This is a genomic window from Betaproteobacteria bacterium, from assembly GCA_009377585.1.
In the GTDB taxonomy this organism is placed as follows: domain Bacteria; phylum Pseudomonadota; class Gammaproteobacteria; order Burkholderiales; family WYBJ01; genus WYBJ01.
This window is the reverse complement of the sequence record WHTS01000057.1, coordinates 1-15,083: the sequence shown is the minus strand read 5'-3', so window position 1 is coordinate 15,083 and position 15,083 is coordinate 1. Positions and strand designations below refer to the sequence as shown.

14 protein-coding genes are annotated in these 15,083 nt (G+C 65.8%); 8 read left to right on the top strand and 6 right to left on the bottom strand.

The genetic code is table 11. The annotated features are described in order from the left end of the window. The first annotated feature begins 9 nt into the window (after nt 1-9). Together GEV05_17735 and GEV05_17730 are read left to right on the top strand one after the other, a co-directional pair. On the top strand, nt 10-216 hold the full coding sequence (locus tag GEV05_17735; protein ID MPZ45197.1) for a DNA-directed RNA polymerase subunit omega: 207 nt from the start codon (nt 10-12) through the stop codon (nt 214-216). 78 nt (nt 217-294) lie between these two features. Beyond that, a complete protein-coding gene (locus GEV05_17730; GenBank protein MPZ45196.1) occupies nt 295-2,415 on the top strand; it encodes a RelA/SpoT family protein in 2,121 nt (706 codons plus the stop codon). An 88-nt stretch (nt 2,416-2,503) separates the two neighbouring features. On the opposite strand, the gene GEV05_17725 is transcribed toward GEV05_17730, so the two are convergent. Both GEV05_17725 and GEV05_17720 read right to left on the bottom strand, forming a co-directional pair. Next, the gene (locus GEV05_17725) at nt 2,504-3,676 is read right to left on the bottom strand and encodes a M48 family metalloprotease (GenBank protein ID MPZ45195.1); all 1,173 of its coding nucleotides are present in this window, start codon (nt 3,674-3,676) and stop codon (nt 2,504-2,506) included. Nucleotides 3,677-3,750: 74 nt separating this feature from the next. Then, nucleotides 3,751-5,379, bottom strand: a complete 1,629-nt coding sequence (locus GEV05_17720) for a HAMP domain-containing protein (GenBank protein ID MPZ45194.1) — start codon at nt 5,377-5,379, stop codon at nt 3,751-3,753. A gap of 349 nt (nt 5,380-5,728) precedes the next feature. On the opposite strand from GEV05_17720, the gene GEV05_17715 reads away from it, so the two are divergent. From GEV05_17715 to GEV05_17695, 5 genes are read left to right on the top strand one after another with little or no spacing between them, the layout of a single operon-like run. Further along, nucleotides 5,729-6,673, top strand: a complete 945-nt coding sequence (locus GEV05_17715) for a response regulator (protein ID MPZ45193.1) — start codon at nt 5,729-5,731, stop codon at nt 6,671-6,673. 10 nt (nt 6,674-6,683) lie between these two features. After that, nucleotides 6,684-7,673, top strand: a complete 990-nt coding sequence (locus tag GEV05_17710; protein ID MPZ45192.1) for a response regulator — start codon at nt 6,684-6,686, stop codon at nt 7,671-7,673. Nucleotides 7,674-7,693: 20 nt separating this feature from the next. Further along, nucleotides 7,694-8,098: a chemotaxis protein CheY gene (gene cheY, locus GEV05_17705; GenBank protein ID MPZ45191.1), complete on the top strand. Its 405-nt coding sequence runs from the start codon at nt 7,694-7,696 to the stop codon at nt 8,096-8,098. Further along, nucleotides 8,095-8,859, top strand: a complete 765-nt coding sequence (cheZ, locus tag GEV05_17700; protein ID MPZ45190.1) for a protein phosphatase CheZ — start codon at nt 8,095-8,097, stop codon at nt 8,857-8,859. Before cheY ends, cheZ begins: the two co-directional genes overlap by 4 nt. Before the next feature lie 24 nt (nt 8,860-8,883). Continuing rightward, nucleotides 8,884-10,911 (top strand): chemotaxis protein CheA, encoded by a 2,028-nt coding sequence (locus GEV05_17695; GenBank protein MPZ45189.1) that lies wholly within the window; start codon nt 8,884-8,886, stop codon nt 10,909-10,911. 155 nt (nt 10,912-11,066) lie between these two features. Here the strand turns inward: GEV05_17695 and GEV05_17690 are convergent, their stop codons facing one another. The 4 genes from GEV05_17690 to GEV05_17675 are packed head-to-tail and all read right to left on the bottom strand — an operon-like array spanning nt 11,067 to nt 13,482. Continuing rightward, the gene (locus GEV05_17690; protein ID MPZ45188.1) at nt 11,067-11,372 is read right to left on the bottom strand and encodes an STAS domain-containing protein; all 306 of its coding nucleotides are present in this window, start codon (nt 11,370-11,372) and stop codon (nt 11,067-11,069) included. Between the two features lie 33 nt (nt 11,373-11,405). Then, nucleotides 11,406-12,032 carry a hypothetical protein gene (locus tag GEV05_17685; protein MPZ45187.1) on the bottom strand — a complete coding sequence of 209 codons (627 nt, stop codon included), beginning with the start codon at nt 12,030-12,032 and terminating at the stop codon, nt 11,406-11,408. Then, nucleotides 12,029-12,892: a chemotaxis protein CheR gene (locus GEV05_17680; protein MPZ45186.1), complete on the bottom strand. Its 864-nt coding sequence runs from the start codon at nt 12,890-12,892 to the stop codon at nt 12,029-12,031. Before GEV05_17680 ends, GEV05_17685 begins: the two co-directional genes overlap by 4 nt. Before the next feature lie 32 nt (nt 12,893-12,924). Beyond that, the gene (locus GEV05_17675; GenBank protein ID MPZ45185.1) at nt 12,925-13,482 is read right to left on the bottom strand and encodes a hypothetical protein; all 558 of its coding nucleotides are present in this window, start codon (nt 13,480-13,482) and stop codon (nt 12,925-12,927) included. A 551-nt stretch (nt 13,483-14,033) separates the two neighbouring features. Between GEV05_17675 and GEV05_17670 the strand changes: the two genes are divergently transcribed. Next, the coding region (locus GEV05_17670; protein MPZ45184.1) for a hypothetical protein at nt 14,034-15,083 on the top strand (1,050 nt) is incomplete at its 3' end.

Genomic DNA, 15,083 nt, shown 5'->3' with positions numbered 1-15,083 from the left:
AGAATCCCCATGGCTCGCATCACCGTCGAAGATTGCATGAGGATCATCCCGAATCGCTTCGAGCTCACGCTGGCGGCAACCTATCGCGCGCGCCAGCTCACCCAGGGCTCGACGCCCATGGTGGAAGCCAACCGCGACAAGCCCAGCGTCATTTCGCTGCGCGAGCTGGCACAGCACAAGTACGGTGCCGAAATTCTGGACAAGCCCCAGACCTGAGGATCGCGCCCCGGCCGCTTCGGGGCGTCGCGCACGGCACGTGGCGCCGTCCCGGGCCCGGTGAGCCGAATGCGCTAGATGGTTGAAGCCGCGACGCTGTTCCAGGAACTGTCCGGTTACCTCAAACCGGACGACGTCGCTCAACTCGAATCGGCTTACCAGTTCTCCGAGCAGGCCCACCAGGGGCAGTTCCGCGGCTCGGGCGAACCCTACATCTCCCATCCGCTGGCCGTCGCCAACATCCTGGCGAAGTGGCATCTCGATTCGCAAGCCCTGACCGCCGCGCTGCTGCACGACGTCATGGAGGACACCAACGTCTCCAAGTCGGATATCAGCCAGCGTTTCGGCAGACCGGTCGCGGAGCTGGTCGACGGGGTATCGAAGCTCGACAAGATCGAGTTCCAGACCCACGAGGACGCGCAGGCGGAGAATTTCCGCAAGATGCTGCTCGCCATGGCGCGCGACGTGCGCGTCATGCTCATCAAGCTCGCCGACCGGCTGCACAACATGCGCACGCTCGACGGCCTGCCCGAGGACAAGCGCAGGCGCATCGCACGCGAAACGCTGGAGATATACGCACCGATCGCCAATCGCCTGGGACTGAACAGCATCTACCAGGAGCTGGAGGATCTCTCCTTTCGCTATCTCTATCCACGCCGCTACCAGGTGCTGCTGAAGGCGGTGCGTGCGGCGCGCGGAAACCGGCGCGAGGTGGTCGGCAAGATCCGCGACGCGATCGAGCGGCGGCTCTCCGAAGCGGGCATCGAGGCAACCGTCACCGGGCGCGAGAAGAACCTGTACAGCATCTACAGCAAAATGCACGAGAAGCACCTTTCGTTCGCCAACGTGCATGACATCTACGGCGTGCGCGTGATCGTGAAGGACGTGTCCACCTGCTATCTCGCGCTCGGCATGCTGCACGGGCTGTACAAGCCCATCCCGGGCAAGTTCAAGGACTACATCGCCATCCCGAAAGCGAACGGCTACCAGTCCCTGCACACGACCTTGTTCGGTCCGTTCGGCATGCCGATCGAGGTGCAGGTCCGCACCCTGGAGATGCACAAGATCGCCGAGGCCGGAGTCGCTTCGCATTGGCTGTACAAGAGCTCGGATGCGTCGCTCTCCGAGCTGCAGAAGAAAACGCACCAGTGGCTGCAGAGCCTGATCGAGATCCAGTCCGAATCGGGCGACTCGGTCGAGTTCCTGGAGCATCTGAAAGTCGATCTGTTCCCGGACGAGGTCTACGTTTTCACGCCCAAGGGCCGCATCATGACGCTGCCGCGCGGGGCAACCGCGGTCGACTTCGCCTACGCGGTACATACCGACATCGGCAACCGCTGCGTGGCAGTCAAGGTCAACGACGATCTCATGCCGTTGCGCTCGGAGCTGCGCAACGGCGACCGGGTCGAGATCATCACCGCGGCGCACGCCAAGCCTAATCCCACCTGGCTCAACTACGTCGTCACCGGCAAAGCGCGCTCGCACATCCGGCACTTCCTGCGCACGATGCGCTTCCAGGAGTCGGTCCAGCTCGGCGAACGGCTGCTCAACCAGGCGCTCGGTGCATTGCACACGAGCCTGGCCGAGGTCGGCGAAGCGCCCTGGGAAAAGATGCTGAAGGAAACCGCCGCCAAGTCCTCCACCGAGATCCTCGCCGACATCGGTCTGGGCAAGCGGCTTGCGGTGGTGGTCGCGCGCCAGTTGCTCGCGCAAGGCGGCGCCGACGGCGAGCCGGTGGACCTGAGGCCTTCCGGGCCGGTGGTGATCCGGGGCTCCGAGGGCATGGCCGTGCAACTGGCGAAGTGCTGCCGCCCCATTCCGGGCGATCCCATCATCGGCATGATCACCAAGGGTCACGGCATGGTGGTGCACACCCACGACTGTCCGGTGCTCGCCAAGATGCGGCTGGATCCCGAAAAGCTGCTGGACATCGAGTGGTCGCCCGAGACCAAGAAGCTGTTCGACGTGAGCATCAAGACCGTGGTCGCCAATCAGCGTGGGGTGCTGGCGAAGGTCGCGGCGGCGATCGCGGAGGCGGGCTCGAACATTGAGAACGTCGCGATGGACCCGGAGGACGGCAGCCAGTACACCACCATGCACTTCACGCTGCAGGTCGGTAACCGCCACCATCTGGCCCGTATTCTGCGAAGCCTGCGCCGCGTCCCCGAGGTGTTGCGCATCGCCCGGGTCAAGGGCTGAACGAGGCGATTCGACCCGGCGCTCGATCGTTGCGCCTGGGTCGGGCGGCACCGCTACGAGGAGATCCGGCAGCGTGACTGCCGGATCTTCAATGCGGCACGATCTTCATGCGCTCCTGGATCACGGCAGGCGTTCCGCGCACGCCATGAACATGAATCGGATGCTGAAACGTCTGCGCGCCGAAAGCCTCCTTGTCGGCCATCTGCTCCAGCTGCTGCGAACACAACAGGCTCTCGCGCGCCCGATCGGAGCGGAACAACTCGATGCAAAGGGCGAGCCGCGCCGGCGAGATGCGTGGATCGAGTGCCACCGCTCGCTCGAAGGCGGGCAACGCTCCGGGCCGCCCCAACGCATCGAGGCTGACCCCGCGGTAGTACCACGCGCGCGCTGCGCCCTCGTTTGCCTGCAACCAGTAATCGGTCGCGCGCAGCAGGCGCTGCCAGTTGCGTGCTTCGTGCAATCGTTCCGCGAGCAACCGAAAGTGCTCGTCCATGACGGCAGGCTCGGCCGAAACGATGCGTTCTTCCAGGCCAGGATGCGAATCGAGGTATTCCGTGGGGCGCGCGCCGAAGCGATCGATCATGGTGCGGAAAAGTCGCAGCGTGCTATCCGGGTGAAACTTCGCCTGCGACAGCAGCGCCGTTCCGACTTTATCGGCTTCGATTTCCTGCTGTCGGCTGAAGGCCGAATCGAGCGCGAGAAACACCTGTCGGGCCGCCAACTCGCCGCTAGCAACGCTGCCTGATTCGACCGCCACCTCGCGCCCTGCCGCAACGCCCACCCGAGCGTGCTGCCGCGCTTTCTGCGCGGCAATGAAGCCATGTCGTTTCGAGATATGCGCAAGCTCGTGTCCGATCAGTGCAGCGGTCAATCCTTCGTCGTCGCCGATCACGTTCAGCATCGAGGTCGTGACGACCACGGTGGGCGGCCGGGCGATGGCGAGCGCATTGACCGTGCGGCTTGCCACGATCCTCAAGTCGGCCCGCACGCCGGCGATGCTTTCTATCTTCTTGTATACGTCCAGAAGGGTGCGCAGATCGCCGACCCGCGCCTGCTCGACTGACTTCACCCCCTGCAGCGGGATCTGCTGGTTCGCATCCGCCACGATCGTCTGCGCGACCAGGTCCTGCACGCGCCAGGTTTGCGCATGGGCGGACCGTATCGACACCCACCCGAGGGCGATCGCGATGACGCAAAGGCACGCGATATGGGCCGCGGCAAGGCGCTTGCCAACGCTTGCGCGAGCCGGCGCTCGATTCATACTGCTCGTCCTTCTACAACGCACGAGCCCGGACCACCGGTCCGGGCTCGGACTGCCATGCGACTGGAATAGCACTACAGCTTGAAGCGCGCAACCCGGCTCTGCAGCCCGCTGGCAAGGCGCTCGAGGGTCGTTGCGGAATCCGCGTTGTGATGCGCAGCCGCGCCGCTTTCCTCGGTCATCTGTGCGATGCGCTCGACGTTGCGCGCGATGTCGCTGCTCGCCGCCTGCTGCTCGCGGGTGGCCGAAGCGATCGCGTTGACGCTTTGCACCGCTTCCATCGTCTGCGCGTTGATCTTCTCCAGCGCGGCCGCGGCCTCGTCGGCGAGCTTCACGCCCTGAACGACCTTGTCGCCGCCCGCCTGCATGGTCTCCACCACGCTGGAGGTCTCGCGCTGGATCGCCTCGATCATCGAGCCGATCTCGGAAGTAGCCGAACCGGTGCGCTCCGCGAGCTTGCGCACCTCGTCGGCCACCACCGCGAAGCCGCGGCCCTGCTCACCGGCGCGCGCGGCTTCGATCGCCGCGTTCAGCGCGAGCAGGTTGGTCTGGTCGGCGATGTCCTTGATGACCCTGACGATGGTGCTGATCTCGGCCGAGCGGCGATTGAGCGTCTCGACCAGCTGCGAGCCGTGCTTCACCGATTGCGCGATGCTGTTCATTTCGCTGCTCGCCGCACGCACGATGGATTCGCCTTCGCGGGCGAGCGCACTGGACTTGTCGGCAATGGCGGCGGCTTCCTGCGCATGCTCCGCGACCTGGGCGATGCTGACGGTCATTTCCTCGATCGCCGCGGCGGTCGAGCTGGTCGCCTCGGTGCGGGACTGCGCCCGCGAGATGCTGTCGCCGGCGCCGGCGGCCAATACGCCTGCGGAAGCGGATACTTCCGAGGCGCTTTGCGCCACGTCGCCGATCATGCTGCGCAGCTCTTCCTGCATCCTCGCCAGCGCCTGCAGCAGCAAGCCAACTTCATCCTTGCTCTTCGCTTCGATCGCACTGTCGAGACTGCCCTCGGAAATGCTCTGGGCAACCGAAACCGCCGCTGCCAGAGGTCGGGTGAGCGAGCGCACGATCCACCAGGCGAACAACGCGCCGACGACAGTCGCCAATGCGCCCAGGGCGAGCATCGTCCAGCGCGCCCGTGCGATCGCGGCCACCTGCTCGGCGCCGCTCGACTCCACCCGATCGGTATTGGCGGCGACCAATTCCCGAACGGACTTCGACAAGGCCGAGAAGCGCGGCTGCAGCATCTGGTGCACGGCCGCCTCGCCCTGCACGACTTTTCCGGTCTCGGCGAATTCCATGACCTGGGCGAGGCCCTCGACATAGGCCTTGCGTTGCTTCTCCATCGTGTCGAGCCTCGCCTTGCCGGCTTCGTCCTTGGCCAGTACCACCAGTTGGCCCATCGCCTGGTCCATGGCCTTGCGTGCCTCGGCATCCCGCTCGATCAAGATCGTGAAGGGCGTCTGCTCGGTCTTCTGCAACGTCTGCAGCGCGACGATGAAGGTCGCGCGCGCCGCGTCTGCCACGCGATGCGCGGCCTGCGACTTGCGCCAGTCCTCGTTGATGATGCGGTCGGCCATCGCGCCGATGCGGCTCATGCCCGCCACGCCGAGCACCGACACGGCACAAAGAGAAACGAGCACCACGCCGAAGCCGATGCCCAGCCGTATGCCCAGAGTCATGTTGCGAAAGATCGTCACGCGGGTCCCTCCAAGAGTATTGCTGAAGCCCTGGCCACGGTGCAGGGTGCCTGTCGTGCCCCACTATCGGCGCAGCCGGACGATTCTTGAGCCGCGACGGCGCCGTCCGGCTCGGGCAGTGGCGATGGATTCGCACGAACAGGGGGGTAACCCGGATATTTCACCAGGCCGGCCCGAATCGTAACCAATGCTTTGCGTAATGCAGTGATTGAGCGCGTGGTCGCCCGATTACGATTTCATCCGGGTTAAGGTCGGCAAGCGCCGTGCCGATACTTCTCCCGCCAGGGGATCCGGAAGCAGCGATCCTCTCCAGTCCCATTACATGCAGCGCCACGGGAAACGCAACGCCATGTCCGAACTTCTCAAGAGCGTCGATGGACGCACCCGTCTCGCCGGGACCAACAAGCTGGAGATCCTGTTGTTCACGCTCGGCCGCGATACCGAGACCGGACGCAGGGAGACCTTCGGCATCAACGTCTTCAAGGTTCGCGAGGTGATGCGGGCCCCGGCGATCACGCGCGCCCCCGACATGCCGCCGGCAGTCGAAGGCATGGTGAGCCTGCGCGGCACGCTGGTACCGGTGGTCGATCTGGCCAAGTACGCGAAGCTCGCGACCGAGGCCACGGGCAAGGTGATGATCGTCACCGAATACAACGGCTGCACCCAGGGCTTCCTCGCCGAGGCGGTCGATACGATCCTGCGCATCGACTGGTCGGCCATGCGAGTGCCCCCGGAGATGCTCACGCACCGGACGGGAGGGCTGGTCACGGCCGTGACCGAGCTGCCCGACGCGCGTCTGGTGATGATGATGGACGTGGAGCGCGTGCTTGCCGATACCACCGACCATTCGATAGCCGACCTGATGTACCGCGACATCGTGCCGCTCGGCGTAGCGGACCGGACGGTGTTGTTCGCCGACGACTCGACGATCGCGCGCCGCCAGATCACCCACACGCTGCAGGCGATGGACGTGCGCCAGATCGAGGCGCACAACGGACGCCAGGCGTGGGACGAGCTCGAGCGCATCGCGGACCACGCGGCCAGCACCGGCAAGCCCATCACCCACTTCGTGCAAGTCGTGCTGACCGATGTCGAAATGCCAGAAATGGACGGCTACATGCTCACGCGCAAGATCAAGAACGACCAGCGCTTCTCCGGCATACCGGTGATCATGCACTCGTCGCTGTCCGGCAAATCGAATCACCAGATGGGCAAATCGGTCGGCGTCGACGAATACGTGTCCAAGTTCGAACCGCAACGGCTGGCCGATACGCTGAGCCGCTTGCTGGCCTAGGAACCGCCTCATGCAATCAGTCGAAACCTCGAATAACGCGACCCCCGGCAGGGGCCTGCTCGATACGGTCGACGAGCATACGCAGTTCGCCGGATCGAATTGCATGGAGATCCTGCTGTTCTCGCTCGGCGGCGGCGAGATCTTCGGCATCAACGTGTGCAAGGTGCGCGAAGTGACCCTCACCCCGAAGATCACGCGCACCCCGCATATGCCGGCCTGGGTTCAGGGCGTGATCTCGCTGCGCGGCAGCGTCATTCCCGTCATCGACCTCGCGCGCGTGCTCGGCGTCGAGGCCACCTCGGCAAGCCGTTGCAGCACCTTGATGGTGGCCGAGTTCTGCGGCCGCAGCCAGGGCTTCCTGGTCGACAGCGTCGATCGCATCACCCGCGTCACCTGGGACCAGGTGAAATCGCCCGACCCGGCACTGACCGGCGCCGACGGCATGGTGACGGCGATCACGCGGCTGCCCGACGGCCGCCTGGTGTCGATTCTCGATGTCGAACAGGTGCTCGCCACCTCCTTCGGCGAGCCGGCCATCCCGGAAATCGAGCCGATCGAAAACGGCCACGACCTGAACGTGCTGTTCGTGGACGACTCGCCGCTCGCCCGGCGCGAGATCACCAGCGTGCTGGACAAGCTCGGCGTGCGCTATCAGCAGGCCACCAACGGGCGCGAGGCGTGGGAGAAATTACAGACGATGGCCGGCCAGGCGCAAGCCGAAGGCACTGCGCTGAACGAGCGCGTGCGCCTGGTGCTCACCGATGCCGAAATGCCGGAAATGGACGGCTACGTCCTCGCCCGCAACATCAAGGCCGACCGGCGCTTCTCCGGCATTGCGGTGGTCATGCACACGTCGCTCTCGTCGCGCAGCAGCAGCGCCGTCGGCCGCAGCGCGGATGTGGACGCCTACATCACGAAGTTCGAACCGATCGCCCTGGCCGCGACCTTGCGCCCGCTGCTGCGCGCACGCGCCAGCGCCAGTCTGGCTTGCGCCTCATAGCAACGGAAAGGATCCCCCCGATGGCACAGAGCAATCTCAAATTCCTGGTGGTCGACGATTTCGCGACCATGCGCCGGATCATTCGCAACCTTCTGAAAGAGCTCGGATTCGGCAACGTCGACGAGGCCGAGGACGGGGTCGACGCACTGCAGAAGCTGCGCAACGAGCGGTTCGATTTCGTGATCTCGGACTGGAACATGCCGAACATGACGGGCATCGACCTGCTGCGCAACATCCGCGCCGACGATCAATTGAAGGCGCTGCCGGTGCTGATGGTCACGGCGGAGGCAAAGAAGGAAAACATCATCGCAGCCGCCCAGGCGGGCGCCAGCGGCTACGTGGTGAAACCCTTCACGGCCGTCACACTGGACGAAAAACTGAAGAAGATCTTCCAGACGATGAACCGCGAAGGGGCGGCGGCATGAGCGCCGTTCTCGCCAACGATTCGGACGATCTGGAAGCACTGTTCGACAGCATTGCCACCGAGCACAAGAATGCCCAGGCCGCGAAGGCCGCCTCGCAATCCAGCGTAACGCCCCTGGCGCCGTCGCCTGTGAACGCGCCGGTCCAATCGCAAGGCGGCGACGGCGCGCTGCTCACCAAGCTTGGTCAGCTGACGCGCACGTTGCACGAAAGCCTGCGCGACCTGGGCTACGACCGACTGGTGGAGCAGGCCGCCTCCTCGATCCCCGATGCGCGCGAACGCCTGACCTACGTCGCCACCATGACCGAGCGCGCCGCCGAGCGCGTGCTCAACGCCACCGATGCCGCCCGCCCTTTGCAGGACCAGATGAGCAGCAGCGCGACGCAGCTCGCCGCCGACTGGCGCAAGGTCTACGCCGGCGAAATGAACGTCGAGCAGTTCAAGTCGCTCGCCGGCTCGACCGTCGCCTTTCTCGAGGGCGTGCCCGAGCAAACCAAGGCCACCAACACGCAGCTGATGGAAATCGTGATGGCGCAGGACTTCCAGGACCTGACCGGCCAGGTGATCAAGCGCATCAATGAGCTCGCCCACCACTTCGAACAACAGCTGCTGAAGCTCCTGATCGAGAGCACTCCCGAAGGTCAGCGCCCGCCCGGATCGGAAGGACTTCTGAACGGCCCGGTGGTGAATCCGGATCGCGCCGGCGATGTCGCCCATACCCAGGCGCAGGTGGACGATCTGCTGGAGAGCCTGGGCTTCTAGCATAGGAAGGCACGGAATCAAGCCATGAGCGACTTTGCCGGCAACGAAGAGCTGCTGCAGGACTTTCTCACCGAGGCGAACGAGCTGCTTGCCGATCTCGACAATCGGCTGGTGGACCTGGAAAAGTCGCCCGACGAGGCAGCGCTGCTGAACGCGGTGTTCCGCAACTTCCACACCATCAAGGGCGGAGCTGGCTTTCTCGGCGCCACCGAGCTGGTGAAGCTGTGCCACCTGACCGAGAACCTGTTCGATCGGCTGCGCAACGGACAGCTCGCGCTCGACCCGGTGCTCATGGACGTGATCCTCGCCGCGACGGCCGAAGTGCGCACGATGTTCGACAGCCTCGCGACGCTACGCCAGCCCGCACCCGCACCCGCCAAGCTGCTCGCGGCGCTCGAATCTGCAATCGAGGGCGAGCGCGCGACGCCTGCTGCCGCGCAGGCCGCGGAAGCGGTGCCGCCGCAGTCACAGACCGAAAAGCCGGCGGCGAAATCCTCCGGTCCCGACTGGGAAGCCTTACTCGCGAGCCTCGCCTGCACGCCGAGCCCGGCGTCCGCGACGGCACCCCAGCCGGCGCCCGCAGTGGCCGCGGTCGTGGAAATACCGCGATCGGCGTCCGCGCCCGCAGTTACAGTCGCAACGGCAGCCGCGACGATGGACAGCGCCACCGCGACAAAAGACACTACGGCGGTGCCAACAGACACCGCTGCCGCGACCACAGGCACCACCGCTGCCGCGAGCGCCGAAGCCCAGCCCGCCTATCCCAGCTACGGCAGGCGGCGCACGGACGATCCGATGGTCGACGGCATGCGCGCCGGCCGGCGCGAGAGCGACAAGGTCGTCATCGCCAAGGATGCAACCATCCGCATCGACACGGCGCGCCTGGACCAGGTGCTCAATCTTTCCGGCGAGATCGGACTGACCAAGAACCGGCTCACGTGCCTGCGCGCCGAGCTGATGTCGGGCAAGTCCGAACCGCACACCATGCGCGCACTGGACGAAGCGATCGGCCAGCTCGACCTGCTGGTCGGCGACCTGCAGAACGCGGTGATGAAAACGCGCATGCAGCCGGTGGGACGCCTGTTCCAGAAGTATCCGCGCCTGATGCGCGACCTGGCGCGTCAGCTCGGCAAGGAGGTGGATCTGCGCTTGAGCGGCGAGGAGACCGAGCTCGACCGTACCATGATCGAGGAGCTGTCCGACCCGCTGGTGCACCTGGTGCGCAATGCCGTGGATCACGGCATGGAGCCGCCGCAGGAGCGGCGTGCGGCTGGCAAGCCCGAGAAGGGCACGGTGGTGCTGTCCGCGCAGCAATCGGGCGACCACATCACCATCCAGATCTGCGACGACGGGCGCGGCATCCGTGCCGAAGTCCTGCGCCGCAAGGCGATCGAGAAAGGGCTGCTCGATCCCGAGACCGTGCACGCCATGGACGATCGGCAGGCGCTGCAGCTCGTCTTCCTGCCCGGGTTCTCGACCAAGGACGAGGTCTCGAGCGTGTCCGGGCGCGGTGTGGGCATGGACGTGGTCAAGACCAACATCCAGAAGCTCAACGGCCGCATCGACATCTCGTCGACCCCGGGCACGGGCACGACCATTTCGATCTCGTTGCCCCTGACGCTGGCGATCCTGCCCGTGCTGGTCGTGCGCCTGGGCGAACAGCCGTTCGCACTGCCGCTGTCGATGGTGCGCGAGATCCTGCGTCTGGACCCGCAGCAGATCCAGTCGGTCGGCGGCAAGGCGAGCGTGGTCATTCGCGACGAAGTGCTGCCGGTGCGCTCGCTCGCGTCCATGCTCGGCATGGCATCCGTATCGGCGCCGGCCTACGGCGTGCTGCTGCAGACCGCAGCCACGACCCTGGTTTTGGCGGTGGACGGCTTCGTCGGCCGCGACGACGTCGTCATCAAGCCGCTCGAAGGCGTCAAGCCCAAGGGCATCGCCGGCGCCACGCTCTCGGGCGATGGCTCGGTGGTCCTGGTGCTCGACATGGAGACACTGTTCCAGGATGCGCCGGCCGAGCGCCGCAGCCGCCTGCTCGCGCTGGCCGCCTGATTCCCAGACGATATTTCTCCTCCTCTCATGAGGAGGGGAAACGCAACCCGCCTCCGTGTGAGCGGAGGGGAGAGCCGGGGAGAGATCCGACGAGGAAAAAAGGGCCAGGCTCGGATTACCAGCGCCGCGGTGGCCGGTCGGAAACCGAGACGGTGTTACTTGATCTGGAACAGCTTGCTGAAGTTCGCGATGTCGAGCACTTGCCTCACCGCGCCGCGGCAGTTCGTGATGGCGATGCGCTTGTTGCTGGCGCCGGCACGCTCCTTCAGGATCAGCAGCATGCCCAGCGCCGAGCTGTCGAGGTACTCGACGCCGCCCATGTCGATGTGCAGCTCGTTCACCTCGGAGGCGCCAAGCGGCGCTTCATAGCTCGTCTTGAACTCGCGATGCGAGCCGAAATCGAACCGGCCTCGCAGCTGAATTCTCGCCACACCGCCATCGGTTAGAACGAAGGTCTGCATGTTCTTGTCCGCGCTGATCGTCAATGGCCCAATTTACGGCCGTGCCTGGCCGGACTTGATGGTCGCTTTCGGCCGCTTGCCGCCGTTGGCATACCAGAGCACGCGCTTGGGGATGTCGGCCAGTGCAACCACTTCGTCCACTACACCGAGAGCGATCGCTTCCTTGGGCATGCCGAAGACGACGCAGCTCCCCTCGTCCTGGGCGATCGTGATCGCGCCGGCGCGCTTGAGCGCCGCCATTCCCGCCGCCCCGTCCTTGCCCATGCCCGTGAGCAGCACGGCGATCGCATCCTGTCCCGCCCACTTGGCCGCCGAGTGGAACAGCATGTCCACCGAAGGCCGGTAGCGATTGACCGCCGGCGCGGGCGTAAGCCGGGTGAAGTACCCGGAACAATCGCGCACCAGGGTCAGGTGCGAATGCCCGGGAGCGATATAGGCATGGCCCGGCGCGACACGTTCCGCGCCCCGCGCCTCGTGCACGACGAGCGCGCTCGCCGCGTTCAGCCGCTGTGCGAACGAGCGGGTGAAGATCTCCGGCATGTGCTGCGCGATCAGGACCGGCGGACAGTCCGCCGGCAGCTGCGACAGCAGCGACTTGATCGCATCCGTCCCGCCGGTGGACGCCCCGACGATGAGCAGTCGCTGCAGCGATGCGCTCATCCGCGCTCGACGCTCGCAGCCCGGCCCGCCAGCGGCGCGTAGACCGTCCTCCCGAGCGAGCGGAACAGATCGGTGCAGTGGAAAAGCCCCTCGGAATGGCCCACGAACAGCAGCCCCTCGGCGCGCAGCAGGGGCAGGAAGCGCTCGATGATGCGCCGCTGCGTGGCTCGATCGAAGTAGATGAGCACGTTACGGCAAAAGACCGCATCGCACGGCACGTTCAGCGGCCACTGCGCGCTCAGCAGGTTCACGCGCTGAAAGCTCACGAGACTGCGCAACTCGGGCCGGATGCGCAGTTGCGCGCCGTCGTGCGACGCTTTCACGAAGTAGCGGCGAAGGCGCTCGGCGTCGAGCTTCTTGACGCGTTCGAGGGCGTAAAGGCCCTGCTCGGCCTTGCGCAGCGCCGTCGTGTCCACATCGCTCGCAATGACCTCGCACGGCGGCGTCCAGGAAGAGAACGCCTCGACCATGGTCATGGCGATCGAATACGGCTCTTCTCCGGTGGACGAGGCGGCGCACCAGATGCGGACCCGCCGCCCGAGCGCCCAGGTGCGCAGGCGTTCGCGCAACAGGTCGAAATGGTGCGCTTCGCGAAAGAATGCCGTGAGGTTGGTGGTGAGCGCGTTGGTGAATTCGTTGCACTCGGCGCCGCGATCGGCCTCCACCAGATCGAGGTAGCTGCGGAAGCACTCGAGCTTCAGCGCACGCAGGCGCCGGACAAGACGGCTGTAGACCATCTCCTGCTTATGGTCACCGAGGGCGATCCCTGCCCGCTCGTGGATGAGCCGGCGCACGCGCTCGAAATCGGCGAACGTGAACAGGAACTCGCGCGGCGCTGGCCGCTGCTCGGCGGGTAGCATCGACTGCCTAGCCCGGGCTAGCCTGCGGCGCGTCAGTCGGCGCCGGCGTCGGCGTGCAGGGCGGCGTTGGCGGCCAGCTCCGGGCTGGAGCCGATCTCGGTCAGTATCTCGGTGACCTGGCGCACGGCGCCGGCGCTGCGCGCCAGCGTCAGCCCGACCTCCTCCACCAGCAGCGCGCCGGCTTCGACCTTGTGGACCGTATCGCTCAGCAGTGCATGCAGCTCGCGGGTGGCCGATTCGCTCCGGTTGAGCAGGGTGCGAATCTCGGCCGCCACCAGCGCGATGTCATAGCGGCCCTGATCTTCGCGGCTCGCTTCCAGCGCGGCATTGAGCGCGACCAGGTTGGAATCGAGCGCAACGCCCTCGATGATGCCCAGCACCTGGGAGATGCGCTGAGAGCTGTCGTTGCACAGCCGGGCGAGCTTGCGGTTGTCATCGCCGATCAGGCGCGACACGTCGCCAATCGAATCGACTGCACGCCGGATCTCGGCCATGGTGTGCTCGAATCCGGCGTTGCGTACACTCTGCGGCGCACCGCCGCCGCCGAACTGCGCGAAATAGACATTGCCCACGCGCTGCGCATTGTTCATCTGACTGACCTTGCAGGAAACAGGAACGACACCGACGTCCCTCACGGACAACCCCTATTGCGGCACCCGCGGCGCCAACCTTGAGTTGGCACTGGATGCGCGACTGCGACCAGCGCATCACTCGGCTCGGTTCGCCTCGCTGGTGCGCAACCAGGATGTGACATCCAGCACTCGATGCCGCGAATCTCCGCCACTTGGCGCAGGTCGATCGCGCATTGCTTGCCGCCGGCATGGACCACCAGGACTGCGTCGTCTCGACTGAAACTCATGCAAATCTCTCAGCGTTCGGGCGCGCCTCGATCGAACGGACCTGCCGAGGCTTGGTCCGGGCCGCCTCCCTGCCGCGATCCAGGCTGTGAACAGAGGTGGTATCCGCCTCCTGCTACGAAGGCTCGTCGGCGCGCCGGCGTGGCAAAAAGACCTTTTGGCGCGCGCCGCGGCGAGGCCGGGTCTATTGCGACCGGGAACGGCGAAACTTGACGCAAGCGTCGGCGCTCGTCGGCTGAGCGCAGCGCGACTGCCGTTGCCTGCCCGACGCGCTTTTTCTACTTATGGCAAACTTGCCGCGCCCCACACACAATAGCGGAGCTCGCATGCCTTCCTTCCGGAGGGCAGGGTGGATATTCCCCTTTCGCCCGTTCTCAGCCTTGAGTCCGTTGCGCCCTGCGCGCATCGCACTGGCTGCGGGCGCGCTGTTCTCTGCGCTCGTGCTGATGTTCGCCGGGCTGCTGCTGTGGTACGAGCGCGCCGAGGAGCTGCGCTACGCGCAGCGCGACATCACCAACTTGAGCCGCACCTTGTCGGAGCAGCTGTCGCAGACGCTCGACACCATCGATCTGGGTCTCAAGGCGGGCTTGAGCCAGATGCAGGAGCTCAACGCGCACAGCGCCGACAACAGGCACAACGACCGGGTCTTGCGTGCGCACGCCAATGCGCTCGCATCGGTCACCGCGATCGGCCTCTACAGTCGTCACGGCGAGCCCCTTGCCGCATCGAGCGCCGAACTGGGCCGGCTGCCGCGAACCCTGGCCGGAACCGAATCGCTCGCCGCGCACGCGTCCGGCAAGGCCATCGGTATGCACGTATCCGCCCCGAATCGTTTCGGGCCGAACGCGAACTGGCACATCGTGCTGTCGCGCGCGATGATCGGCTCGGAAGGCAAGTTCCGAGGCGTCATCGCCGCGATTTTCGACCTGCGCACGCTCGCCGACGCCTATCGTTCGATCGACCTCGGCGCCCACGGCTCCGTCGTGCTGCTCGACTGGAACGGAACGCTGCTCGCTGCCTATCCCTGGCGCGAAGAGCTGATTGCGAAGCCGTTCCTCGAGGTATCGGCAGCCGGCCCGAACGCCGAGGAGCTGAGCGACCTTCATATCCGGCGCAATCCCTTCGATGGCCGGCCCGTGGTCGCCGCCCACACGCCGTTGCGCGGTTATCCGCTGACCTTGAGCCTCATGGTAGACAAGACCACGGTGCTTGCGCCTTGGCGCCGGCAAGCCGCGATCGAAGGCACGGCCGCGCTCCTGATCAGCGCGCTCGCCCTCACGCTCGCGGTGCTGTTCGACCGGCACCTGCGGCGGCGCGAGGAATCGGTCGCGCAA